10 protein-coding genes are annotated in these 25,415 nt (G+C 71.4%); all 10 read right to left on the bottom strand.

Features of this window, described 5'->3' with window-relative positions; translation table 11 throughout:
* Nucleotides 1-4 precede the first annotated feature (4 nt).
* On the bottom strand, nucleotides 5-739 hold the full coding sequence (locus AC5RVZ_RS12105) for a hypothetical protein (RefSeq protein ID WP_494066002.1): 735 nt from the start codon (nucleotides 737-739) through the stop codon (nucleotides 5-7).
* The gene (locus AC5RVZ_RS12110) at nucleotides 736-2,445 is read right to left on the bottom strand and encodes a serine/threonine-protein kinase (protein WP_494066003.1); all 1,710 of its coding nucleotides are present in this window, start codon (nucleotides 2,443-2,445) and stop codon (nucleotides 736-738) included. Before AC5RVZ_RS12110 ends, AC5RVZ_RS12105 begins: the two co-directional genes overlap by 4 nt.
* A complete protein-coding gene (locus AC5RVZ_RS12115) occupies nucleotides 2,442-3,785 on the bottom strand; it encodes an FHA domain-containing protein (protein WP_494066004.1) in 1,344 nt (447 codons plus the stop codon). The genes AC5RVZ_RS12110 and AC5RVZ_RS12115 overlap by 4 nt, the downstream gene beginning before the upstream one ends.
* Complete coding sequence (locus AC5RVZ_RS12120) at nucleotides 3,785-4,621, bottom strand: PP2C family protein-serine/threonine phosphatase (RefSeq protein ID WP_494066005.1); 837 nt, start codon at nucleotides 4,619-4,621, stop codon at nucleotides 3,785-3,787. Before AC5RVZ_RS12120 ends, AC5RVZ_RS12115 begins: the two co-directional genes overlap by 1 nt.
* Nucleotides 4,621-6,273, bottom strand: a complete 1,653-nt coding sequence (locus AC5RVZ_RS12125) for an RDD family protein (RefSeq protein ID WP_494066006.1) — start codon at nucleotides 6,271-6,273, stop codon at nucleotides 4,621-4,623. Before AC5RVZ_RS12125 ends, AC5RVZ_RS12120 begins: the two co-directional genes overlap by 1 nt.
* Nucleotides 6,270-8,783 (bottom strand): transglutaminase-like domain-containing protein, encoded by a 2,514-nt coding sequence (locus tag AC5RVZ_RS12130; RefSeq protein WP_494066007.1) that lies wholly within the window; start codon nucleotides 8,781-8,783, stop codon nucleotides 6,270-6,272. Before AC5RVZ_RS12130 ends, AC5RVZ_RS12125 begins: the two co-directional genes overlap by 4 nt.
* Nucleotides 8,780-10,027, bottom strand: coding sequence for a DUF58 domain-containing protein (locus AC5RVZ_RS12135; protein WP_494066008.1), 1,248 nt, complete (start codon nucleotides 10,025-10,027; stop codon nucleotides 8,780-8,782). The genes AC5RVZ_RS12130 and AC5RVZ_RS12135 overlap by 4 nt, the downstream gene beginning before the upstream one ends.
* On the bottom strand, nucleotides 10,027-10,998 hold the full coding sequence (locus AC5RVZ_RS12140) for an AAA family ATPase (protein ID WP_494066009.1): 972 nt from the start codon (nucleotides 10,996-10,998) through the stop codon (nucleotides 10,027-10,029). Before AC5RVZ_RS12140 ends, AC5RVZ_RS12135 begins: the two co-directional genes overlap by 1 nt.
* Nucleotides 10,999-11,030: 32 nt before the next feature.
* On the bottom strand, nucleotides 11,031-17,102 hold the full coding sequence (locus AC5RVZ_RS12145) for an Ig-like domain-containing protein (protein WP_494066010.1): 6,072 nt from the start codon (nucleotides 17,100-17,102) through the stop codon (nucleotides 11,031-11,033).
* Nucleotides 17,103-17,335: 233 nt separating this feature from the next.
* Entirely contained in the window at nucleotides 17,336-25,336 is an 8,001-nt protein-coding gene (locus AC5RVZ_RS12150) for a DUF7927 domain-containing protein (RefSeq protein ID WP_494066011.1), read from the bottom strand.
* Between the last annotated feature and the right edge of the window lie 79 nt (nucleotides 25,337-25,415).

Genomic DNA, 25,415 nt, shown 5'->3' on the forward strand with positions numbered 1-25,415 from the left:
CGGGTCAGTCCTCGTTCGAGCCGGAACCGTTCGAGTGCAGCTCCTGGTCGAGCAGGGGAAGGTCTTCGCGCGTGACCAGGCGGGCGGCGATCGCGTGCTCGACCAGACGCACCCGGCGGTTGGTCGCGTAGGAGCGGACGCCGCCGCGCAGGCCCGGCACGCCGATGCGGTCGAGCTTGTCGCACACGTTGTCGAGCTTGCGGTTGAAGCGCGTGAGCGTCCAGCCGATCCGCTCGGCCGCCTGCGCGGACGTGGGCAGCTCGCTCATGCCCGTGCCCTCGCGGCGCAGCACGGGCTCGGCGAGCGCGAGGATCATCACGCGCTGGCTGTGCGTGAGCGGCACGTCGCCGATCGTGCTCAGGCCGTCGTCGTCGGGCTCGCGCTGCGTCTCGCGGAATGCCGGCTCGGACGCGTGGATGGTGAGCTCGTAGGTGGTCGGTCCGGCGCTGAAGATCACCGATGTCGACGCGAAGACGAGCGGCAGCCGCGCGCCCGGAGCGAGCCAGGCCTGGACGCGCCCACCCGAGTCCGTGACCGTCGCGCTCAGCCGGCTGCCGACGTTCGACAGCAGCCAGAGCCCCTCGACGTTCTGAATGGTCAGGAAGTTCCGGTGCAGGAAGAGGTTGTCGTCGATCGCGAGATCGCCCTCACGGCCTACCGTGAAGACGCCGGTGGGCGCCACCGGGAACAGCTCCCCGGCGAACTCCACCGTCAGCTCGTCCGTCGCGCGCATCGTCATGGTGTGCACCCCGTCACCGGCTCTGACTGCCTGCCGTTCCCGCGGACGAGCGTCACCTCGACGCACGTCGTGCCCGAGGGATCGGGCGGCAGCACGTACTGCGTGTCTTCGATCGAGGTCAGCTGCGGCTCCTCGTCGGGACGGGTGACCGCGCCCACGATGTAGTGGTCTCCGTCGAGCGGCTCCGGGTTGGTCCACGTGAACCGGACCCCTTCCGGCACGACGGCTCCCGTGAGGTCCTCCGGCTTCGGAACGACCGCCGAGACCGGGTCCTGCGGGTCGACCGGCCCGTCCGACGGGGATGCCTCGTCGCGCTCTCCCGACAGGATGCCGGGGAGCGACACCCCCACGATGATGGCGGCGAGCACGACGATGGTCGCCGCGATCCCCACCCACAGGCCGACGCGGCGACGGGGGGCGGCCGGCGCGTCGGCGGGTTGCGGGGAAGCCGGCGCCTCGAAGGCCGGAGCCGTGACCGGCGGTCCCACCGGGCCGGGCGCGGCCAGGCTGGGAGCCGGCGTGGGATAGCCCGCGCTCGGGGCGGGCGCGGGCGAAGCCGCTCCGGATCGGACCACCGTCTCGTCGTAGGCCGGCACGTCGGTGTCGCGCCGGACGGTGGCATCCAGGGGTGCCGTGGCCGACGCCGTCGGGGCGCGCAGCACCGTCTCGGCCGGCGCCTGGCTCTCGAAGCGGGGTGCGAATGCGGCGGTGCTGGGCGCGGTGGTGGCCGACGGACGCGTGAGACCGGCGGCCGGGTTCGTCTCGGGATCGATGCTGACGACCCCGCGCACCCGCGTGAGGCCGTCGTCCTCGTCTTCCACCACGTCCTCGGGCACGTGGTCGTCGAGGATGTCGATGGCGGTGACCCCGTGGGACAGCTCGATCTGCACCTTCTGCAGGGCGCGCGCGAACCCGATGGCGCTCTCGTAGCGGTCGGCGGAGGCCTTGGCCATGGCGCGCTCGAGCACTCGCTGCAGCGACAGCGGCGCATCCGCTCGCCCGAGCGCCGGGAGCGGCATCGTCTCGATCCGCTGGATCAGCTCGGCCGCGGTGTTGCGCTGGCCGGGCAGCTCGAAGGGCGACCGCCCGGCGAGCAGGGTGTACACCGTCGCGCCGAGGGCGTACACGTCCGAACGCGGATCGCTGCGCGGCACGTCGGCGAACGACTCCGGCGGCGACCAGGGGATCGACAGGCCCGCAGACTCGGCGGCGGCACTCGTGGTGGAGGCGATGCCGAAGTCGGTGAGAGCCGGGCGGTTGTACTCGGTGACGAGGATGTTGGCCGGCTTGATGTCGCGGTGCAGCACGCCGGCTCGGTGCGCGGTCTCGACCGCGGCGGCGACCTGCACTCCGACGCGCAGCGACTCCGCCACCGGGAAGGGCTCCCGCCGGTAGCGCACCTGCAGGTTGGGCTTGGGGCAGTACTCCATCACCAGGTACGGGCGCCCGTCGTGGGCGACTCCCGCCTGATAGATGGTGACGATCGCCGGGTGCGTCGACAGCATCGCCATGACGTTCGCCTCGGCGGTGAACTCCTCGACGGATCCGCTCGAGATGCGGTCGGTGAGCAGCACCTTCACGGCCACACGGCGCTTGGGCAGCTGCTGCTCGTAGAGGTAGACGTCGGCGAACCCGCCGGAGCCGAGCAGGTCGAGATACGTGAAGCCCGGCAGATCGGGCGGTGTCATCGGCGCGCGTCGGCTCACACCAGCTCCTCGATCGCGACGGTGATGCCGTCGCCGAGGTCCAGCACGTCGCCGGGCACGACGACGGTTCCCTCACCGGGGTGCAGCCGGACGGGGTCCGCACCGCTTCGCCGCAGCGTCGTGCCGTTGGTCGTCCGCAGGTCGGTCGCGACGATGCTGTCGCCCTCGACGCGCAGCTCGACGTGGCTGCGCGAGATGTCCTGCTGCGGGCTGTCGACGGCGATGAGGTGCGGGAGGTCCGTCCCCGAGACACGTGTCGACCGGGGCCGCCGGCCGATCACGACCGTGCGGTCCAGTGCCACCACCTGGCCGGTCGAGACCCGGATGCGCCCGGGCGCACGGGGACGCGGCGGTGCCAGCGGCGGCATGGACGAGGTCAGAGGATCTCCGGTGCGTATCGCCCGCGCCTCCGCCAGCGACACCGTCTCACCGTCGTGGTCGCCGTGCGCCGGCGCCGCGCCGGACGGAGTGCCGGACCGCACGAGCGTGGCCCCGAGCGGATCGACGACGGGCGTGTCGGGCGCCGGCGGCTGCTCGGCGCGCGGGATGAACGTGGAGTCGCCGGGAAGCAGCGTGTCGGCCCCGGCGACGCTGAGCACGGCGGAGGAGTCGATGAGTCCGCCGGCCGGCGTCGGCGGCGCCGCCGGCGTCGGCTGCGCCGCCGGCGTGGCCGGCGCAGGCTGGGCCGGGCGCGATCGGCGAGAGGATGCGATCGTCTCGTCGACGGATGCCTCTTCGGCGGCCGCCGCGGGGCTCGGTGCGTTCGCCGGCACGGCGGTGGCGGCAGCACCGCCCGATTCCGCGGTCGCGGGCGACGACGCCGCAGCGGAAGCAGACGGCACAGCCACCGAGGGTCGGCTCGATGCCGGATCGGCGGCGGCATCCGACGTGGCGGCACCTGCGCCGGGCTCCCACACGACGCGGTCGGCGAGCACGACGCCGTCGGCGACCGGGAGCTCCGGTTCCACCGTCGCCGCGCCATCCGTCCCCGTGAGGGTGACCCGTGTGACGGCGTCGATCACGCGCTCGGTCCATGTGGTGACGCCCTCGCCCGAGATCCGCTCGGCGCGTGGTGCCTCGACGGCGAGCGCGTGGCCGCCGCGCACGGCGACGCGCACCGCGGAGCCTTCGGCGAGCGCCACGGCGAAGGCCGGGATCGCGGTCAGGGACGCACCGTACGCGCCGGTGAGCGCCTCGATGACGCCGCCGAGCCCGCGTCCTTCGGCGACGAGGTCACGGATGCGGGATGCCAGAGCGGGCGACGTGCCCGGCTCGAGCACCACGACGCCATGCGCCGTCACGACGACGGGCGTCGTTCCCGGCGAGTACAGCGTCGGCATCACTTTCCTCCTACGGCGGCTGCGCGGGGCAGCGTGTCGCCGTCGACCTCGTCGACAGGTGCGACCGCTGGTACCGTATCGCGCTCCCCGGACCGGTTGGCACGCGTGCGGACCGCGAGGGCGTCGATCACCAGCGCCGTGATGTTATCGCGTCCGCCTCGCACCATCGCCTCGTGCACCAGTCTGGTGGCCGCAGCCTGAGGGTCGGACTCGCCGACCAGGATCGCGTGCAGCTCGTCGTGACGCAGCTCGCTGGACAGGCCGTCGGAGCACACGAGCACCCGATCGCCCTCCTCGGCGGGCAGGAGCCAGTAATCGGGCTCGCCGTCGCTGCCGGCGCCGATCGCCCGGGTGATGACGTTGCGTCGCGTGTCGCGGTGGGCGGCGTCGAGGCTGAGCTCGCCGCTGTCGACGAGCTCCTGCACGACGGAGTGGTCGACGCTGACCTGCTCGAAGTGTCCTTCGCTGAGGCGGTACGTGCGCGAGTCGCCGAGGTTGACCGCGAGCCAGTACCCCTCGCCGTCGACATCGGCGATCACGACGCCGGCGAGCGTCGTTCCCGCTCCCGCGCCGGCGCCCGTCGACAGCGCGTCGACGCGACGGCGGGCGCGGGCGATCGCGGCGTGGACGTCGTCGATGGTGAGGCTGGGACGCCCCGCGAACACCGCGAACTCCTCGATCACCGTCGCGCTCGCGATCTCGCCGGCGTGATGCCCGCCCATGCCGTCGGCCACGAGGTACAGCGGCGCCTCGGCGAGGAACGCGTCTTCGTTGATGCGGCGGCGCAGGCCCGGATCGGTCGCCGCGCCGGACCGCGCGATGATCGGCGCGTGCATCACACGGCGCCCAGGGTGGCGCTGCGGTCGCCGAACTCCAGGCGGTCGCCCGCTCGCACCGTGGTGGGAAGGCCCGGAACGAGGGGGAAGCGCCCTCCGTCGCGCAGGAGCACCGTGCCGTTGGTGGAGTGCCGGTCGCGCACCCAGGGGCCGTTGTCGTCCGCGCCGATCTCGAAGTGCGTCTTCGACAGCGAGAGCGTCTCGTCGCGCACCGCGACCACCGCGGCGCCGGGCTCGGCCGCGGGATTGCGCCCGTAGAGCGTGCGGCCGTACGCGGCCATGCGCGTGCCGTCGTCCCACGTGAGCACGGCGAGCGGGCGGTCGGCCCGCTCCGCGGGGAACGGGACGGATGCTGCCCGGGTGTCGTCGACGTCGACGGCGACCGGCGTCGCCACCGCGCCCGGGAAGAGCGGGATGCCCGCGGACGCGTGAGCCGCGGCGCCCACAGGAGCGGTCGCCGGCACGACGGGGATGGCGACGGTCGGCGCCGACGCCTGGGGAGCCGCGGCCGGCTGGTCGTTCGCCGTCACGGTCGTGGTGGGCGCGGTCGGGGCTGTCGCCGACCGGTGCGCCGCGGCGGCCTCGAGCGGCTCGGTGAGATCCGCGGGCGGGTACGGCAGCGTCCCCGTCGCGGCAGGCCGAGAAGCGATCGACGCGGGGACGGCGGAAGCTGGCGCGGGCGCCGGCGCCCCGACCAGCGAGGGCTCAGCGGCACGAGCGGGCGCGGGCGGCGCAACCGGCGCGGGCGCGGGCACCGAGAGCAGCTCGGGTTCAGGAGCGGGAGCGGACGGCGCAGCCGGCGTGGCAGCGGCGATCGGCGCAGAAGCGAGCGCGACCGCAGGAGCGTCAGCCGGGTGCGGCACGGGGTGTGCGGCAGCGGGCGGAGTCGGCTGCGGCGCGAAGTGAGCGGGAGCCGAGGGCGGTGGCGTGTACGCAGGCGCCGGCGCGGCCGTGTAGGCCGGGCGCGCGGGAGCGGCGTAGGCCGAGGGGCGTGCCGGAGCGTCGTAGGCCGGCGCAGGGATCGGGGCGCGCTGCGCCGTCGCGGCGCCGTAGGGGTGCATCGGCGGTGCCGCGGGGGGCGCGCCGGCGGGACCGTATCCAGCAGGTGCCGCCGGTGCCGGCCAGCCGGGGTAGACCGGTGCCATGCCACCTCGCGGCGATCCCGCGGGGGCGGGCGTGGCATCCGTTCCCCGTACATCGACGACGGCGGTGCGCGCCGCCATGTCGTGCCAGCCCTGGCGCTTCACGCTCGCGTCGAACAGCGGTGTGAAGTACCCGACCACGACCGAGGCCGCCAGGTTGAAGACGAGGTTGCGCAGCACCGCACGCCAGAAGCCGATGGGCTCTCCCGAGTCGGCGTCCTGCAGGCGCAGACCGAGGGCGCGCTGGCCGATCGAACCCCGGCCTCCCTGCATCGCCGAGTACGCCAGCCACCACCCCAGCATCCCGAGCGCGACGAGCAGCCATCCCAGCATCGCCCAGACGAGAACGCCGGAGGAATCGCGCGCGAGGACGCGTCCCCAGAGCACCGCGACGTACAGGCCCACGAGCACCAGCGCGATCGCCGTGGCGATGGCGGTGTCGATCACGTAGGCGCCGACACGGCGCCCGAGGGAGGCCGGCGAGACGGCGGGAAGCGGGGATGCGGTCATTCGGTCTCCTGGGGTTCGGACGCGGAGCCGTCGGGTCGGCTCTTCCTCGCGCCGCGGCGGCGCTTCTGCGCGCCTTCGGGCGCCGGGGGGCGCAGGGTGCGGGGCGGAAGGGCGAAGCGGGTGCCGGCGAGGAGGGAGCGCAGGCTCAGCCGCGCCTGGAGGCGCCGCCACACGGAGCGCCCGCGACCCATGCCGCCGACGATCTCGTCGACCTGCTTCCAGAACTCATCCACGTCGTCCGGGCTGGGCTCGGACGGCCCGAACACCTCGAGGTCGGCGCGTGAGGCGAGCGTCGTCACCTTCGGCTCCGCGAACGCCGCGCTGAGGATGCCGGCGTCCTCGCGACGCGTCGCACCGGGACGCACGGGCGCACCGTAGTCGGACGCGCGGTCCACCAGCTCGTCCCACCCGCCGCTGATGCGATCGGTGGCGCGCTCGGCCTCTCTCCGCTTGCGGCGCCGCGTCGCCTTCAGCGCGCCGATGACGATGAACGGGGCGAGCAGCACGAAGAGGATGCCGAGAGTGCCGAGGCCGATCGCGACGATGGTCCACAGCAGGGTGGCGTCGAAGCCCTCGTCGTCGTCGGAGCCGCGGTCGTCGGTGGTCGTCGGCGGCAGGTCGACCGGCTCCTGCGGCGGGGGCGGCGGCTGCAGCACCTGCGGCTTCGGGTCGGCCTTGGGCTTCGTCGTCTGGTCGCTCGGGACCTGGTCTTCGGGCGGCGTGGGGTCGAAGGGCACCCAGCCGACGCCGTCGAAGGCGACCTCGACCCACGCGTGCAGGGTCTCGCCGTTCGCGGTGAACATCGGCTGATCGGCCTGCTCCTCGTCGGGGTAGAAGCCCATGACGACGCGCGCCGGGATGCCGAGCTCACGTGCGAGCAGCGCCATCGCGGTGGCGTACTGCTCGTCGTCGCCCACCATCTGCTCGGCGCCGAGCATCGTGGAGATGCGCTCGGCGCCGTGTCCGGCGCGCGAGAGCGGCTGCCCTTCCAGGCCGTGACTGAAGAACCCGCCCTCGGACAGCATCGACTCCAGCGCCCGCACCTGCTCGATGGGGGTCGTCGCCTCGGCGACCGCCTTGGCGGCGATGTCGGCGAAGTCCTCGGGCACGCCTTCCTGATCCGGAAGCGCCAATGGCGCGAACGGCACGTCGGCCAGCGACTCGTCGCTCGGCACGTCGGGGATCACGCTCTGCAGCGTGTACGCGTCCCCTTCGCGCAGGCCCGCCGTGACGACGCCGGTGTACGTGGCGTCGTTGTAGTGCGCGGTGCGACGCAGATCGTCGGCACGGTCTCCTTCGAACGTGACGCTGCGCACCGCGCCGGCATCGGGCATCCAGACCGCGTCGAAGGCGCCGATCTCGACGTGCATCGTCGCCGGCGTGCCCTCGGCATCGGTGGACATGTTGGTGCGGATGGGCGTGAACGCGCTCGAGGACCCGGCGCCCTCGTCCGAGACGTTGTAGACGGTGCCGTTGTAGGCATCCATCGTCGCCAAGCGCACGCGCGCGCCCTCGGGCAGTCCCGTGACGGTGAAGAGCGACTCGTCGGGGTAGTCGCGGACGTACGCGCGGAACGACTGCAGCGGGCTGGGGAACTCGCGGATGTCGAACGGCGGGATGACGACATCGCGCAGCACGTAGCGCGGTCCGCTCGGTGCCGCGGCACCGCTCGTGGCGATGCCCGCGATCGCGGCGACCGCGAGGATCGCGCCGCCCAGGAGGAGCCGGCGGATCGCCGCGGAGCGGGTCGATCCGGAGCCTTCGCCGACGGAGACGGCAGCAGCCTGCGGCAGCCACGCCTGACGGACCGCCAGCCAGAGGACCGCGACCACGCCGAAGGCGACGCCCTGGACCACCGGGGCGAACGGCTGCGACGTTCCCAGCGCGATCTCGATCGCCAGGAGCGCCGCCGCGGGCAGCAGCGCCCAGGCGGCGTGCCGCAGCCGCAGGGCCAGCGACGTGGTCAGCACGGCCGCGACGAGTGTGAGCAGGAACGGCACGATGAGGTGCCCGTCGCCGGGTGCGACCGGGGCCACGGTCGTCAGCAGCTTCTTCCAGGCCTCGACGGTGCCCGCCGCCAGCAGTCCCAGCGTGTCGACGGTCGGAATGAACCCGGCGACCGTGGTGTGCGGCAGGGCGAGCACTCCGCCGAAGAGCAGGTAGGTCGCGATCGTGGCGGCCGACAGGAGCAGGATGCCCCACCGCAGGAAGGCGCCGAGCACGGCCAGGGCGCCCCCCAGCAGCAGGCCGCCGAAGGCGGCGAGGAGGTAGCTGGGCCCATCGAAAGTGGGCTGGAAGCCGGCCACCGGGATCGCCAGCAGCAGCGAGACCGCAGCGAGGTCGAGCACCCAGCGGCGCAGCGGGAGAGAGAACGACGTGGAGGCGGCCGCGGCGGGCGGCACGGCGGGCGGCGGTGTGTGCGGAGCGCTGTTGCGGGCCCGCGTGCGGGAGCGGCGGGTGGGCGCGGGTGCGCCGCTCGCGGCGCTGGAGGTGTGGGCGGGCGCGGTCATGCCAGCACCTTCCGCAGCGCGCCGGCGAGCTGGTCCAGCGCGCCGACCGTGACGACGTCGGCGTCGCCGATCCGGCGCAACGACGGTGCGGCGCCCCCGTCGGCGACGACGACGAGCGTCCGCGCTCCGAACGGCAGCCTGCTGCACGCCGTGCGCAGGTCGTTCGCCTCGACGCGGCTGCCGCACAGCAGCACGACGACGCTCGCGAGCGGCATCGACGCTGCCACAGCACCGGCGAGTTCGACGATCCTTCCCGCACGCGGCCGGGAGTGGTTGAGCCCGGACAGGGCGTCGAGGAACTGCTTGCCGGTCCCCGCCGGCAGCGTGCGCTCCTGCACGCGCACCTCGACGCGCTGCGAGTCCCGCAGTGCCCGCAGGCCCAGTGATCCGGCGGCCGAGATGGCCAGCTCGAACTCGTCGTCGTCGCGGTAGTCGGCCGGACTCGTGGACAGGCCGATCACGAAGTGCGAACGGCGGGTCTCCTCGTACTGGCGGACCATGAGGTTGCCGGCGCGCGCGGTCGACTTCCAGTGCACGTGGCGCAGGTCGTCGCCCGGCTGGTACTCCCGCAGCGCGTGGAACGACACGTCGTCGCGGGAGAGGTCGGTGGCCGGGAGCCCCTCGAGGTCGCGCAGGAAGCCGAGGGACTGCCCGTCGAACAGCACGGTGCGCGGGTGCACGAACAGATCGACCGGCTCATCCCGGCGGTGGACGCGCTCGAACAGTCCGAGGGGATCGCCGCGCACGACGCTGACCGGGCCCACCTTGATGACGGCGCGGCGGGAGGTCGGAATCGCGAACAGCTCCTCGGCGGATTCGCCAGGAGGAAGGCGATGGATGTCGAAGACGCCGCGGCCGGATCCGACAGGGAGCACCACCCGGGAAGGCAGGATCGCCCGGTTGCCGGTGTTCGAGAGCGTGAGTGCCCCGACCGCTCGCTCGCCGACCACGACACGCGTGCGGTTCAGATCGAGCGCCACGTCGTAGGCGGTGCGGCCGATGAGGAAGAGCAGGCACAGACCGAGCACGGTCGTCACGACGACCGCCGCGACGGTCAGCTCCCACCAGCCCAGGGCGCTGCCGAAGATCCAGAGCGCGACGGCCGCGACGATCAGCACCCAGGCGACCGGGCGCACCACGGTGAGCGCGACGCGCAGCCGGCGCAGCCCGCTCAGCGCGAGCTCACCGAGCCACGCGCGGCGGTCATCCGCGGTGGGGGTCGTTCCGAGTGCGTTCGCTGCCATCAGGCGGCGGACCTGGCCTGCGGCGCGGCGACCGACTCCAGCACGCGGGCGAGGACGGTCTCGGCCGAGGTGCCGGCGAACTCCGCCTCCGGGTCGAGCACGAGACGGTGGGTCCAGGCGGGCCCGGCGAGCGCCTTGACGTCGTCGGGCAGCACGAAGTGCCGGCCCTGCGCAGCGGCGAAGACCTTGGCGAGGCGGATCATGGCGAGCGAGCCACGCACCGAGACGCCCAGTCGGGTCGCCGGGTCTTCGCGGGTCGCCTCGGCCAGCTGAGCGGTGTAACGGAGGACCGCGGGGTCGACGTGCACGGTCGCGGCGAGGTCGGCCATGTCGGCGACGGCGCCGGTGGTGATGATCGCCGGCAGGTGAGCGGACGGGTTGCGATCGGCGGCGCCGGCGAGGATCCGCTCGGCCACCGCGAGGTCGGGGTACCCGATCGAGGTCTTCACGAGGAACCGGTCGAGCTGCGCCTCGGGCAGCTTGTAGGTGCCCGCCTGCTCGATCGGGTTCTGCGTCGCGATGACGAGGAACGGACGACCCACCTCGTGGGTCACGCCGTCCACGGTCACGCGGGACTCCTCCATGACCTCCAGCAGCGCCGACTGCGTCTTCGGCGAAGCGCGGTTGATCTCGTCGGCGAGCACGATCGAGGCGAACACCGGACCGCGATGGAACTCGAACCGGTGGTTGGCCTGGTCATAGATCGTGACGCCGGTCACATCGGAGGGGAGCAGGTCGGGCGTGAATTGGATGCGGCTGCTCGTGCCCTGCACGGTCGCGGCGAGCGCCTTCGCGAGGCTCGTCTTTCCCGTTCCCGGGGCATCCTCGAGCAGCACGTGACCCTCGGCGAGCATCGCCGACAGCACGAGCCCGACGACCTCCCGCTTGCCCATGAGGGCCTGGTCGACGTTGTCGACAAGGCGCGCGAAGGTGCCCTGGAACCAGGCTGCCTGCTCGGGGGTCATGGTCATGCTTCGTCCTGTTCGTTGCTCATCGGGTTGCGCTACCAGGTGGTGCGTTGAGAGTCGCCCCACCCGTGGATGGTCACCCAGACCTGCTGCCCCGGGTCACCGAAGTAGCAGCCGAGTTCTACCGTGCCGTCGGCCGGGATGCGGTACGTGCCACCGCCGGCGAACGGCGTGCCGCCCCACGGTCCGGTGGCGTTGCACGACACGCGATAGTCGCCGGCCCGGAAGTTGTGCACAGTCACGGTCACGAAGCGGCAGTGCTCCGACGTGCACGAGCTGCTGTTGGTGCGTTGGCCCTTGCCCGCGACCGCGCTCGGCTGCGGACGCGGCTCCGTGGTCGCCGAGGCGGAGACGACGTTCGAGACCTGGCCCTCCGCGTCATACGCCCGAACGTCGATCGAGTGTCGCTGGTCGTAGCCGTTGCCCACGAGGCGCGAGCCGTTCAGTCCGACGTTCTCCCACCCGCCGTTGTTGACGCGGATCTGCATCTGCGTGATCCGGCGTCCGTTCTCGGCCGGGGCGCTCCAGCTGAGGCGCACGCTCTGACCCTCGCGCTGCGCGTCCGCGCCGGGGTTGCGCACCGGCCCGTACGGGATTGCCTGATTCGACGGCGCCGAGGGCTCGCCGTTGTAACGGACGCCGTCCATCGCGGTGTACGCGCGCAGTCGCACCGTGTATGTCTGACCGTTGGACAGGTTGCGGATGATGCGGTCTCCCGGCAGCGCCTGCCAGCCCCCGCCGTTCAGGGAGTACTCGTAGCCGATCTCCCCGGCATTCGCGCCGTTGCCGGCCGCCTGCTGATACGAGACGACGATGGCGCTGTTGCCCTCGGGCGTGTCCGCCCGCACGTTCGTGGGCTGGCCCGGGGCACCGAAGGCCCGGCGCGGCGACGAGGCCGCGCCCCACGCGCTCCAGCCCGCCTTGTTCTGCGCGCGGACGCTGAACGTGTAGTCCGTCGTCGAGGTCGGCACGGTGACAGCCTGTCGCGTCTGCGAGCCCGGGATGCCGGTGATCGTGCGGACCACCCCGGAGCCCTGGCGCACCTGCACCTCGTACGACGCGATGGCATCGCCGTTGTTCGCCGGCGCCGCCCACACGACTTCCATCTGCGCCTGGTCGCCCACCGGGTCCAGTCGGTTCACCGACGGAGCGGCGGGAGCGGCCGGCGGTGCCGCGGGGATCTCGCTCGCCGACCAGCTGCTCCAGCTCGAGGGCTCGGGGGCGCGGTTGTGCGCCTGCACGCGCACCTGGTACGCCGTGCCGTTCTCCAGGCCCTCCCACACCAGCGAGTTGCCGGTGACGTCGGTCTTCTGCGCGACGCCCGACGGCGGGGCGGGCGAGATCTCGAGCGTGAACTTCTCCACGGGCGAGCCGGGGGTCGACGGCGTCGCCCACGACACCTGCAGACTGCGGTCGCCGAAGACGAGCGTCGGCGGGTTCGGGGTGTCCGGGCGAGCGTCGGGACGTGCCGTCTCGGACGGCGCCGACGGCTCGGACGGGCCGACGCGGTTCTCAGCGACCACCGTGAAGTTGTACTCGACGTTGTTTGTGAGACCGTCCAGCGTGCACGTGGTCGACGCGCAGATCTTCTCGTAGTCGCCGGCGGTCGACGACACGATGTAGCGCTCGATCTCGGCGCCGTTGTTCGCCGGCGGCGTCCACGACAGCACCACCGTGCGGTCCTGCACGCTCGAGACGGTCGGCGTGCCGGGCGCATCAGGCTTGCCCTGGACCGTGAGCCGGATGCGCCCCTCGACCTCGCGATCGACATCTCCCGTGGCATCCTGTACGCGGTAGCGGACCACCATCGTGCCGAAGAAGCGCTCGTTCGGGGTGACCCGCACCTCGTCGCCGGCGACCTCGACGTCGCCCTGGCCGGTCTCGACGACGGCGGTCGTGATCTTCAGCGGGGTTTCGGGGAACGGGTTGACGTCGTTGGCGAGCACCGGCACCGACACGGTGTCGCCCTGGTGGGCCTCGGGCACGATGTCGTCGTTCGCCGTCGGCAGCTCGCGCGTGGACGCGGTGACCCGCACGTTCACCGCACCTTCGATCGGCTCCGTGGTGCCGTCGGTGATGCGCAGGCGGATCGTCGCGGCGGTGCCCTTGCGGGTGCCCGCGTCTGCGCTCACGCGCAGCTCCTGATCGTCGATCGACGCCGACATGCCGCTGGGGGCCCCACCGACGATCTCGTACCGGATCCGGTCGAGGTCCTCGGGGTCGGGGTCGGTCGTGAGCCCGCGCAGATCCAGGCTGACGGGGTCTTCGCCGGGCGCGACATCGACCTGTCCGTTGACGAACGAGGGCTGCTGGTTCTCGGGCGGGAGCACCGTGATCTGCAGCGTGAGCGTCGCCTTCCGGCCGGCCGGGTCGTCGGGTCCCGTGCCGTCGGTCACTTCGAAGGTGATCGCGTCCGGCCCGAAGTACCCCGCCGCCGACGTGTAGACGAGCGTGTCCTGGTCCTTCACGAGGGACGAGCCGTCGTTGTGCGCGGCGGTCACCTTCGCCGCCTCGGTGATGACGACCCGCCCGCCGCCCGCGGCGCGCACGTGGTCCTCGAGCGGCAGCTCGACGGTCTCGCCGCTGGCGACCTCGATCGGCTCGGTCGTGGTCAGCGTGGGCGGCAGCGCCGAAAGGGCGGGCGCGTGGATGAAGGCGGATGCCTGGTTCCCGTCACGGTCGGTGATGGTGTACCGGATCAGCTGGTTCGTCTCGCCCAGCGTCACCCGGACCTTGCCGTCGCCCAGCACGCGCGCACCCGAGTCCGACACGGTGACCTCGAGCTCGTCGAGCGTGCCGTCGGGGTCCTCGTCGTTGGCGAGCACCTCGAGGTCGACGGTGTTCTCCTCGACGTCCTGCGCCCTGACGTAGTCGTCCCGTGCGATCGGCGGCTGCAGCGGCACGTCGTCGGCGACGGTGATCTGCACGACGGCCTTCGCCTGCGCGCCGCGGGCGTCGCGGATCGTGTACTGCAGCGAGGTCTCGATCGGCTCGCCCGGCGACGTGATGATCACGCGGTTGCCGTCGACCTTCGCCGACAGTCCGGGCACGTCGGGGAGGATCAGCCCGTCGCTGAGCACCCAGTACTCGTCGCCGTCGGGGTCGGAGTCGTTGGCGAGCACCGGCACGGCGACGCGGCGATCGGGGCGCATGACGACGGCATCCTTCACCGCATACGGCGCCTGGTTGACGCTCTCGGGCGGTGCGATCCCGACGCGGATCGCGGCGGTCGCCTCGGCGCCGAGGCGGTCGCGCACGCGGTACGTGAACGCGTCGACGCCCGCCGTGTCATCGAAGGCCTCGTACACGAGGTAGTCGGAGCCCGTCTCGACGATGCGCCCCTTGTCGGGCGAGGACGCGATGCCCACGAGGGTGACGGAGTCGCCGTCGGCATCGATGCCGTCCAGCGGCACCGCGATGCGCACCTGGCTGCCGCCGAGCACGCGGGCGGTCAGATCCCTGGGGCGTGGAGCGGCATTGGTCTCCTCGTTGACCGGCAGCACCTGGATCGTGATGTAGCCGGCGTCCTTCTGCCCCGTGCTGTCGACCACTTCGTACGTGGCGTACACCGTCCCGGGTTCGTCCGACGCGCGGAAGCGCACGGTGTCCTGCGAGACGAAGATCTCGCCCTTCTCGGGCTCAGGGAGCGGCGCCACGAGATCGGGGGCGACGTGGATGGTGTCGTTGTTGGGGTGGTAGTCGTTGTCGAGCACCGGGATGTTGACGACGTCGCCCGCGCGCACGACCACCTGGTCGTCGTTCGCGACCGGCGGGCGCAGCTGCGCCGGCGCGGGGATGGGGATGACGATGACGTCGCCCTCGGCCGACTGCGACCCGTTCGAGATGCGGTACGAGATGCGCACCTGCTGCGCAAGCGCCGCCTGGTCGCTGATGCGCAGCGTCTCGTGGTTGAGCACCGCGACGGCGATGCCCGAGTTGGGCTCGACCGTCACCGACTGCACGACGAGGATGCCGCCGGAGGGGTCGGAGTCGTTGGCGAGGACGTTGACGAGCACCTCGCCGCCGCTGGGGAGCAGCGCGACGTCGCGCACCGCGACGGGCGGGATGTTCGTCTCCCCTTCGGCGAGCACATCCACCCGGACCAGGCCAGGGACCGCGTTGGCGCCGGCGGCGACGAGGTACTGCACGTAGTAGCTGCCTGGTGTCGGAGAGGTGAAGGTGAAGGTCTTGTTGGCGTAGTCGGGAACGATCTCGGCGCCGCTCACCGGGTCGACGCGCGTCAGTCGCAGCGGCTCCCGGCCGGAGCTGGTGTCGTTCGCGAGCGGCGAGACCGTCGCGGTCTGTCCGGCCCGTACGGCGACGTAGTCGGCGTTGGTGACGGGGACGGTGGACCCCGCCGGGCGGACGTCGAAGCGCACGGTGCCGACGGTGACGTCTGATCCGTCCGAGACCGTGATCTCGACATCCTTGCGGCCCTGCGATCCGCCGACGGCGCGGTAGGTGATGCGGCCGTCGGAGGTGAAGTCGGCCTCGTCGCCGTCCGCGGGCACGACCGAGCTGAGGAAGACGTCGTCGCCGTCGGGGTCGATCCAGTCCGGCAGCACGTTGTACGTGACGGTTCCGCCGGATTCGACCGTGACGGTGGTCACGCGCTTCTGCGTGGGGGCGGCGTTGACGTCCCAGCCGCGCACCATGAGCGACACGATGGCCGTGTCGGTTCCGCCACGGCCGTCGTCGATCTCGTAGGCGAAGGATGCCGCACCCGAGGCATCCTCCGGAACGGCGATCTGCAGGCCCCGGCCGTTGTCGATCGACTGCACATCGCCGATGGAGGGTCCGCCGTCCAGGACGCGCGCGGTGAGGACGTCGCCGTCGGGATCGCTGTCGTTGTCGAGGATGGGCAGCAGGGTCGTCCGTCCGGGCCGGACGCCGAGGTCGTCGTCGGTGGCGACGGGCGGCGTGTTCACGTCGGAGCGCTCTGGGAGCGTCGTCTCCACCGTCTCCTCGGTGGTCTCCTCGCTCTCCTCGCTCTCCTCCTCGGGCGGGGTGATCTCCTCCCAGTTGTCCACGCGCTGCAGGCTCTCGGTCGCCATCCACGTCGCGCCGCCGACGACGTCGTTGAGGACGATCACGTCGCGGTTGACGCGGAACCGCAGCACGGACGTCGGCTCGACGCCGTCGATGTCGGTGATGAGGTCGTCGCTCTCACCCGGGCAGTCGCGGACGAACCGGGCCGAGCCGCTCCATGCGCCGTACGCGCAGCCCTCGAGCCACACCGGCGCGGTGGGCGAGCCGGCGGGACCCGCTTCGACGGTGCGCGGGTCCGACCCGTCGAACGGAACCCGCACGATCGCGGCGCTGGTGGCCACCGTCACCGCATCGGATGCCGCCGACGCCGTCTGCAGCACGCCCTCGCGGGCGCCGTCGATCACCACGGTGCGACCGTCGACGTACAGCGTGCCGGTGGAGGCGTCGAGGACCGCCGGACGCTCGCCCACGGCGGTGATGGACAGTTCCGCGTTCCCCGGCAGTTCGGGAAGGGCCGTCCGCGACGGCTCCGGCGCGCTGCCGTCGGGGTTCAGCCGGATGGTGACGATCTCGTGGTCATCGGCCGAGACGGCGTGGACGACGCCGTCGACCCCGACTGCGACATCCGCTCCCTCGCCGACGTTGGCGAGCGGCTCGGTGCCCTCGATCTGGAAGCCGCCCGCCGAGGCTGCCGGCAGCGCCCAGAGGTCGCCGGACGCGCGGTCGAGGATCGCGACGGTGGAGCCCCCGAGCTCGACGTCGGCGTCGCCCGGCACATTGGCCGCCGCGCCGAGGGCCACCATGGCGGGATCGACGACCGTGACGCTGGACCCGGCGTCATCCACGACGAGGACGGTGTCACCGGACTGCAGGATGTCGTACTCGTCGCTCGTGGTGCGCAGGCCGCCGTCGAGCACTTTGGACTCGTGGTTGAAGTGGCCGACGAGGAGGCTCGACTTCTTGGTGACCCACACACCGCCGTCGTGGAGGTCGACCTCGGTGGTGGGCAGGCCCTGGTAGACGAAGGCGAGGGTCGTGATGGTCACCGCCGCAGCCGTGACGGCGCCGGCGGACGCGAGCGTGCGCGGGCGCGCGCGGAGCCAGGCGAACGACCTCATGGAACTTCGGCCTCCTCCAGGGGCGGTGATGCAGCATCGCGGGGTGGAGCCCTGACGCGCCAGGCACACGGCGCGGAAGCGGACGATTCAGCCTAACCCGGCTGTTCACGTGCCCCCGATCCCCGCGGCCGCCCTGCGATGCTACCTGCCACACGCACGGGGGCCCATGGGGAGATTCCCCCATGGGCCCCCGATCGCGGTGTCAGCCCGCGCGGAGCCGGGCTGGCGTCATCTCATTCCGCGGACCGGCGCCTGCGTCGTGCGAACAGCAGGAGGCAACCGCCGACGAGCAGGAGGAATGCGATGCCGATGCCGATCCCCCAGCCGTCGGCTCCGGTGACCGCGAGGCGGTGCACCCGCGACAGCGTGGTCACCTGCTCCTCGGTCGCACCGCCGCCGAGCGCCACGCTGAGCAGGGTGGGATCCGTCATGGCGACGTTGACCAGTTCCGCCCCGTCAGGGGCATCCTGCTTCACCGTGACGGAGTAGGTGATCGTGGCCGACTCTCCCGCTTCCAGTCCGCCGGTCCAGGTGAGCGTGGCACCCGAGACCTCCGCGCTTCCCTCATCGGCAGCGGCGTCGCCGTTGTAGGTGGCGGCGTCCAGCACGCCGGTCAGGTCGTCGGTCAGGACGGCCGGATCGGCGGCGGGGATGTCGGCCTGGCCGCTGTTGGTCACCGTCACGGTGTACGTGATCCTGTCCCCGGGCGCTGCGACCGCCGCGCTCGCCGACTTGTCGATCTGCAGCGCAGCGAGCGGGGTCTGGGTGAGCGCGCAGGTGTCCGAATCGCAGTCCTCGGCCGCCGGGGGACTCGGCAGGTCCTCGGTCAGGTCGCTGACATACGCGACGTTGACCAGGTCGGCGTCGCCGTCGTGATCTGCCACCGCCACGGTGTACGTGATCGTCGCCGTCTCACCGGATACCAGTGGCGACGCGAACCGGTATGCGTCCCCCGTGAAGGTCACCCCGCCCATCATCGGCGCGGCATCCGGTCCTGCGGCGATGTCACCATCGTCGAGCACGTCGGCCAGCGCGTCCCAGACGACGGCGGGGTAGAGCGCGGTGAAGTCGCCTTCGCCCACGTTCTCCAGGGTGATCACGTAGTCGACGGTGTCGCCGATCCGCAGCAGCGGCTCGGACGGGGTGGCCTCCTTCGCGATCGCGAGTCGGGGAACAAGGATGTCCGCCTCCGCCAGCGCGGCGGTCTCGATCACCCCGTCCACTCCGGATCGCACCGTGGCGGTGTTGGCCCAGCCGCCGGGAACGCTTTCCTGGTCCTCGGGCAGGAGTGCCCGCACGGTCACGTCGAAGACGTGCATCGCGCCCGCCGGCAGCGCCGTGCCATCGGCCACCAGCTGCAGCTGCGCCTGGCCATCCCAATCCGCCTCCACGGAGGGAGATCCGGGACGCCCCGCGGCCGACTCGATCGTGATGTCGGTGCCCGAGGGGAAGGCCAGTTCATCCTCGAGTCCGTAGCTCAAGCGCACCGGTGACGGGTTGGTCACCGTCATGGTGTAGCTGAGCAGCCACGACCCATCGGACTGCTGGACCGGCCGGCCGTTGAGCTCCTTCGTCACACCCGGGTCCCATGCGCGAGCGCAGGCCATGGTGTCGGATGCCGCCACGCCGCTGTCGAGCAAGGCGGTGTTGCCGAAGCCGGTTCCCGCCTCGTCCGCGTCGAGGATGCAGTCACCAGCAGGGTCGTCGCCCGTCACCGATCCCGCGTCCACGACGGCGCGGACGGTGTAGGTGTGGGCGCCGCCTGCGGGAAGGAGGATCTCCTCCGCGATCGTCGTTGCTTCTCCACCGTCGAAGTCCGGCTCCACGGTCACGCCTTCGGGACGTGCGACGACCGACGGAGCGCCTTCGAGCGTCATGCCCTCGCCCAGCGCGAACTCGTCGTCGAGCGTGTACTCGCTCGCCGCCGTGGCCGAGGGGTTGGCGACCGTCACCTGGTACAGCAGCTCCCATGTGCCGTCGGCCTGCTGCTCCTGCGACAACACCGTCTTGGTGAGCCCCGGCATCGGAACGTCCGGGACGTTCGCACATGCGACCGCGCCGGAGATCCGCGAACCGACCGCAAGCTCGACCGCGTTGAAGAGGCCTCCCGGTCCCTGAGCCGGATCGCACGCGACGCCCTCGCTGAGCCCGGCCGGGACCGTGAACTCCACCGTCACCGTGTACACCTGCGTCGCCGGAGCGGTCTCGCTCGCCGCCCTGCCGATGCCCGCCTCCGCGATCGTGGTGTCGCTCTCGCCGTCGAAGGCGTCGTTGACGATCACCCCGTCGGGCGCTTCGACACTCACACCCAGCACCGCGACGTCGGCCGGGAAGCCGAGTTCGTCGGTGAGCGTGTACGGGACGGTTCCCACCGTGGTCGTCGAGCGGTTCTTCACCGTGATGTCGTACTGGAGCGTCCATACACCGGTCTCGGGGTCCTGCGTCGGCTGACCCACCGTCGTCTTCACCGCGCTCGGGTCGTTGATCGGCTCGCACGCGGACGCGAAGGCCGTCTTCACGCCCGATGTGACGGTCGTCAGATTCGAGAAGCCCGTGGCCGTCTCTCCGGCGTCGAGCCGGCAGTCGGCCGCCGCCGACTCCGCGTCGAATGCTCCAGGATCGGCCAGGACGGTGACGGTGTAGGTGTGCGTCGTCGCCGCCGGCAGCGCCTGATCGGTGGTCACGGCGGTGTCGGCCTCACCGTCCCAGGCGTTCGACACGGTGACCTCCGAGGAGGTGACCTCCGCTTCGAGCACGGTGACACCCTCCGCGAACCGGAGCTCGTCCTGGAGCGAGTACCGGGTCGAGTAGGTGGCATCCGGGTTCTTCACGGCGATGTCGTACACGATCGTCCAGTCGCCATCGCCGTTCACCGCCGTGGAGACCACCCGCTTGGTGACCTCCGGCATGGGCAGCGGCACCGCGTTCGTGCAGGCGTCGGCGGTGTCGAGCACCGTCGCGCTGGTGCCGGCGTGCAGGTCGACGACGTTACGGTAGCCGCCGCTGCCCGCCGGAGCGCACGCGAGCGCGGAGGCGCCGGCAGACCCGGACTGCCCCGCGTCGACGATCAGGGCGACCGTGAACACGCGCGTCGCAGGCGCGTCCGCCGATCCCGCTGGGATCCGGTCGGCGCCGGTGAGCAGCGCCGTGGAATCCGTGCCGTTGAAGGCCGGGTTCACCGGCGCGCCGGTCGGACCCTCCACCGTCACCTGGTCCACGGCGATGCCCGCCGGGATGGCCAGCTTGTCGTCGAGCGTGTACGGGAGGTCCACGGCGTGCGCGTTGCTGACCGTCACCGTGTACTCGACGCGGAACCGCCCGTCGCCCAACTGGCTCGCCGGCGCCACCACCTTGTCGACGGTGGGCTCGACCGGTGCGGCACAAGCCTCAGCGGACGCCGTCCGACCGTCAGAGGTGGCGAGCGTCGCCCGGTTGGCGAACCCGCCCGCGACACCGGTCGTGCACGTTCCCGCGGGTGTGCCGCCGGTCGTACCGGCGTCGGCGACCGCTGTGATCTCGAACGCATGCTGGGTGTTCGCCGGAATGGTGACACCCGTCGCGATCGGTCCGGACCCCGACCACGTCGTGGCGACGCCCTCGGGCGCCGAAGTCACGGCGGCGCTCACCACGGAGATCCCCGCGCCGAACGCCAGAGCGTCGTTGAGGGTGTAGGTCGCAGCCGCCGTCGGGCTGGTGTTCGTCACGACGACGGAGTAGACGGTGGTCCAGGTACCGTCGTCGTTCTGCGCGGACGACTTCACGACCTTGGCGAGCGTCGGCGCGAACTGCGTCGTCACCCTGGCGCACGAGTCACTGTCGGGCGTCAGGCCGTCGGTGCAGCTGCTGGGCGATCCGGCGGCGTACGCGGTGTTCGTCAGCACGTCGCCCGGCTGCCCCTCCCCGACGGTCACCTGATAGGTCAGCGTGACTGCCGAGCCGGCCTTCAGCGGGCCCGACCAGCTGAGGCGCTCGTGCAGGGGGTCGGCCACCGGCGTCGCAGAACCGCCGTCGATCCTCGCCTCGGCTGATCCTTCGACGAAGGTCGCGTCATCGAGCACGTTTGAGAGGTCATCGATCAGACGTGCGGGGTCGCTCTCCGTGTAGTCCGCCGTGCCGTCGTTCCTCAGCGTCACGGTGTACGTCACGCGGTCACCGCTGCGCACACCGGCTGCGGCGGCGTCGCTGGACTTGGTGACAGTGGAGCGCTGCAGGTCGTCGGTGTCCGTACCCTCCGCCGACAGCACCCGCGCCGCATCGACGGGATCTGGGGCTGTCGCTCGCGCGGTGTTGACCACCTCGCCTCTCAGGGAGGGCAGAGCCTTCACGGTGACCGTCACGGATGTCGTCGAACCCGCTCCACCCGTCGCGATGTCACCGTCCGCGGACTCCACGCCCGCCGGGTTCAGCCCACCGAGCTGCCAGGTCACGGTCTGCCCGGATACCGTCGCGGCGGGGCTCGTCTCGACCAGCTGCAGGCCGGCCGGCAACGTGTCGGTCAGCGTCGCGCTCGGCAGCGCCTCGGCCACCAGGCGGTTCGCCAACGTGATCGTGTACGTGTACGTGTCACCCGGCGCCACGGCGTCGCGGTCATCGTCCTTCGTGACCTGCAGCTCTGGACCGGTCACCACAGAGGCGCAGGCGCTGGCGGTGTTGTTGCCGTCCTCAGGGTCGAACTTCGAGCTTTCGACATCCGCGTCCACGCACAGCTCCTCGGCTGCGCCCGCCGACGGGCGGACGCGCAGCGAGATCGTCTCTGTCGCGTCCTTCGCCAGCTCGCGGGTCGTCACGCCGTCCGGCTGCACCGGCTTGCATTCCACGGTCGTCGGACCGGTAGGAGCCTCCGCGGCGCACGACCAGCCCGGCGTCGAGAGCGACCCCATCGTGAGCCCGGCGGGCACCCGCAGGCTCACCACGCCGGAAGCCAGCGCCGAACCGCCCTTGTTCGTCACCGCGAACGGCACGACTCCCAGGCGATCCGCCTGCAGCGGCAGCCGGTCCGCCGCGGCGATCTCGAAGTCCGCCTCCTGCGTCGAGGCGCAGACTCGAGGCGGTTCCGACGTCACCAGCGTGTCGCCCTTCACAGCGAGCGAGTTGCAGGCGGTCTGGTCGGCCGCGGCACCGACCAGGGCGGCTTCGTACATGAACGTGCGCGACGTCCCTGCGCTGAGGGTCGGGATGGTGGCCCTGATCGCGCTGGCTCCCGCCAGCGGTGCGTTCCAGTCGCCGGTGGTGGGGCCGGAGAACACCTCGGATCTCGGCGGATTGGTCGAGGTCGAATACGTGAACGTCATCCCTGTGGGGCTGTCCGCGGTCAGGTTCGACAGCGTCTCCTTCACCGTGCTGCCCCGGGAGACGCCCGCGGATGCGTCCGATGTGCCGACATCGTTCGGGTACGGCAGGACGTCGTAGACCACCACGTTCGTCAGATCCGTCTGCCCGGTGTTCCGGATGGTGACGCGGTACTTGATCGAGGTCGCGTTCGGCGGGACTCCGACAGTGACGGCGGGGTCGGAGAGCCAGTTGCACCCGTCGGATCGAGTGCTGTCGGGCTGGCAGATCTCCTTGAGCTGGTTCAGCCCCGGAACCCCCTGCACGATGACGGTGTCGGCGCGAAGCGCGAAGGAATCGGCCGTCGTGCCGTCGGTGTCGATGTCGGCGCCCGTGGCCGCCTCATTCACCCGAGTCGGCGAGTACGACTCGGCAGTCGCGTTCGCCACGTCGCCGACGAAGAAGTGCGCGCTCTGCGCGCCCGCCGGCGCCGCGAGGGTCGGCGACGTCTTCACCGACAGCTGGGACAGCGGAGCGCAGTTGCTGCCGGACCCTGTTCCGACGCCCGCGACACCCGCCGGCCATTGGACGATCACCGCATTGCGCGGGACGCCCTCGTAGCTGATCGTCTTGTAGGCGAAGGTCGAACCCGGCACATTGGCCAACGTCGCTCCGTCGGGGAGGATGTTCCAACCTCGCGGCGCGACGAAGATGTACTGCGGGGTGATGGTTCTGTCCGTCGCCAGGTTGCAGAACCGCGCGTTGGCCGACCAGACCACTTCGTCACCGGCTCGCGGGTTCGCGTTCTGGCTGGTGTTGTTGGTCTCACTCAGCGAGGTCGCCTCGATGGTGTACGGCGTGTTCGTGTACAGGTTGACGGTGTGCGTGTCGGGGCTGCCGGTCGCCGGCACTGTGCCCAGGTCCGTGTTCGGATAGGTCATCGTCGCCGACGCGGTGTTGACCCGTTCACCCGCCGCTGCGCCGGCCTCCACGCGGAAGTAGAAGATCACGCGCAACAGAGAGCAGCCGGTACCGGCCGACGTCGCATTCGGTCCGGGAAGCGTGGGCGAGACGACAGTGGCCTTCACGATCGAGCGACCGGTCGGCGCGGCATAATCCGTCCCGGTCACGGTTGCGGTGGTGCCGTTGTCGAGCGTGTAGGTGACCGTCGCGGGGACGTTGGTCCTGATGTGGTAGACGGGAAGACCGGCCTGGTCGAAGGTGTCGGTGACGGTGGCCACACCGTCCACGTTGCTCTGATTGCACACGTCGACGACCCAGTGGCTCCCGCCGTAGGAGGCCGCCTGCACGGGATACGTGGCGGCGTTCGAGTACTTGTCGACGGATGCCTTCGCGAAGGGCTCGACCTCGTACAGGGTGACCGTCTGAGAGTCGGGGCTTCCGGTGGGCGTGAAGGGCGCGATCTCGGGGTAGTCGGGGTACGAGATCGTGGCGCTCGCGGTGTTCACGCGGTCCTCCGGCGTCGCGCCGGGCATCACCGAGAAGAAGTAGCGGACCCAGAACCGCGTGCTGGCCGTGCCGCTCGGCTCGAGGTTGGGACCTGCCAAGGGCGAGGAGACGACGGTCGCCTTCACGATTCGGCGCCCCGTCGGCGCCGTATAGGTTGTGCCCGTCACCTCTCCGGTGGTTCCGCCGTCCAGCGTGTACCTGATGGTGGCGCCCGCGCTGGTCGAGATGGAGGAGACAGGCATGCCCGGCTGGTCCAGCGTGTCATCGACGACCGTCACCACGCCGGGCTTGTTGCCCTGGTGATAGGTGTCCACCTGCCAGTACGGACCCGTGGTGGGCGTCGTGGTCGGGATCTTGTAGCGGGCCGCGGTGGCGCCCTTGTTGAAGGTGCCCTTCATGAACGGCTGGCAGTTGTCCACGGTGGTGGTGCGGGACTGACTGACGGGTGTCGTGGCCTTGACGACGCCATTGAGGTAGGTCACGCTGCCGGTCGCCTCGAACGCCTCGGAGGCGAAGCACCCCTCCCCTGTCTCCGGATAAGCGGAGCGCGGGAATGTCACCTGGAACGCCCCGCTCAGAAGTCCGTACCACGCGTCGGGCCCAGCCGTGACCGTCACCGTGTGGCTGTCGGCGTCATAGGTGCCACCGCTGCCGCTCACCCAGACGGCCTCCGCGGGGAGCTTCACTGCGACCGAACCGGAGGTGCTGCACAGACTGTTGTACTGAGCCTTCAGCGTGTTGTAGCCGTTACGTGTCCAGCATCCGGATCGCGCCTCCATCGTCACCGTCATCGGAGTGTCGGTCTTGACGGAGCCCGGGGCGTTGAAGACGAGACTCGGCGTCGGGACCACGCTGTCGTAGGTTGCGTGATCCGTGACGTTCACAGGGGCGGCGTTGTCAGCGGTGACGGTGACCTGGGGGTCGATGCCGAACCCGGGCGGGAAGAAGTTGCCCCAACCCAGGTTGTTCGTGTGCTGACTGCCAGGCGTCCCCACCGGGCCCTTGAGGAAGTACCTGAACACGATCGTGCCCGTGGCTCCCGCCGCCACGGTCCCCAGACGGACCGTGTAGCCGGAGGCGAGATCACCCGTGATCGGCGGCGCCGGGCTGAACGGAGCGATCCAGTCGGAACCGGACTCCTTGCGGTACGTGTCGTAGTACGGGTCCTTGGGCGGCGCCGCGATGGCGACGGTCATGTTGGTGCAGTCGGCGTCGCCGGTACAGGTGTACGAGACGCGCACCTGGTATTCGACACTCGCCGACGTCACCGGTACGACGCTGTCGATCGGGACGCCGTTGGCGTCCGTGATCGTCACCTCCGCGACCGGCTGTCCCGCCGCTGCCGCCGGCACAGCAGGCACCAGGCCGAGCACCAGCCCGAGCACGCTGGCGAGAGCCGCACCTGCGAAGGTCCGCTTCCCACGGACCGAGAGCCAGGACGGCCGGCGACGCTGCCGCTTCAGATCGCCGCTCGAACGTCGCAACGGATGCGCCATGGTCTTCCTCCCCCGAGGGCCCGAGCGTCAGAGGTCGACGTTCCTGGGCACGACTCCCATGAAACTCTCAGGCACCAAG

Source organism: Arthrobacter sp. Cza30, assembly GCF_059090765.1.